A 1113-nucleotide genomic window follows, 5' to 3' on the forward strand; every position below is an offset into this window, starting at 1 on the left:
TGAACGTGGAGCTTCGGAAACTCACGGCTGCGGGAAAAGTCCTGCATCGGGGCCGCCGGTTTCGTTCGACGGATACCCAGGGGGCCTTCGTCGTTCTCAACACCCTGCCGGACGATTCGGATCTTGCAAAGTCGTTGCGTGACTTATCGGAAGCGGAACGGTTTCTGGTGTGGTCGATTGATCAGCCGGAGTTGTCGGATTTCATGATGCCCGCCCTGGTCCGACGAGGGGCGCTTCGCATGGCGATCAGTACTGGCGGTGCGTCTCCCGCGCTGGCCGGCACCTTACGACGGAACGGCGAAGAGATTTTTGATGAAGAATTCGAGAAGTTTTTGGAGTGGCTGGGAGATTTACGCAAAGACGTCCAGGCCAATGAGCCGAGCATGGAAAAAAGACGAGAGCGATTAAAAGCGGCAGTGGAAGGATTCCGGTTGGCCGGAACGGTCGAGTATCCTGCTGCCTGGATGGCACAGAAAGCCTCATCTGATTCATAACGAGGGTGGTGCGGTATGGTGTTGTTGGAATTCAGCATGTCTCCCCTGGGAAAAGGCGAAAGCGTGGGGAAATACGTCTCCCGTTCTTTACAGATTATCGACAAAAGCGGAGTCGAGTATCGCCTGAATCCCATGGGGACGGTGCTCGAAGGAGAATGGGATGACGTGTTTGACGTGGTGCGGCAATGTTATGAACGGATGAAGAAGGATTGCGGCCGCATCTCCTGTACGATGAAGGTTGATTACCGGAAAGGCCACTCGGGGCGCCTCAGCGGAAAAGTGGCCAGCGTGGAAAAACGGCTCAAGAAGAAACTGAAGACGTAACGCTTTACCAATGCGGTGACAATTTCCGCTTTTCCTTCCCCGCCTTTGTCAGACAACCCCCTCAATCCCCCTTATCAGGGGGACGGCAGAGGTCCTCGCACCCCTGAGAAGGGGCAAGGGGGGTTCAGTAGGGACGGACCTGCGTGTCCGCCCTCCCTTCTTGTGGGCAGCCCTTCATTCTGTCAGCGAATGACTGAACATTTACCTTAGCCTGAAGAGGTCAGAAAGCGATACGTCTGACGCCGTCGACCACGTCGAAATGTGTATCGTTGCTCAGCACCGGAAGCGCGTGCTG

2 protein-coding genes are annotated in these 1113 nt (G+C 55.8%); both read left to right on the top strand.

Features of this window, described 5'->3' with window-relative positions:
• Nucleotides 1–494: hypothetical protein (locus tag J4F31_12560; GenBank protein MCE2497384.1), on the top strand; the 494-nt coding region annotated here is incomplete at its 5' end.
• Nucleotides 495–509: 15 nt separating this feature from the next.
• Nucleotides 510–818: an MTH1187 family thiamine-binding protein gene (locus J4F31_12565; GenBank protein MCE2497385.1), complete on the top strand. Its 309-nt coding sequence runs from the start codon at nt 510–512 to the stop codon at nt 816–818.
• The last annotated feature ends 295 nt before the right edge of the window (nt 819–1113 follow it).

The organism is Flavobacteriales bacterium (assembly GCA_021296215.1).
Lineage (GTDB): Bacteria > Bacteroidota > Bacteroidia > Flavobacteriales > ECT2AJA-044 > ECT2AJA-044.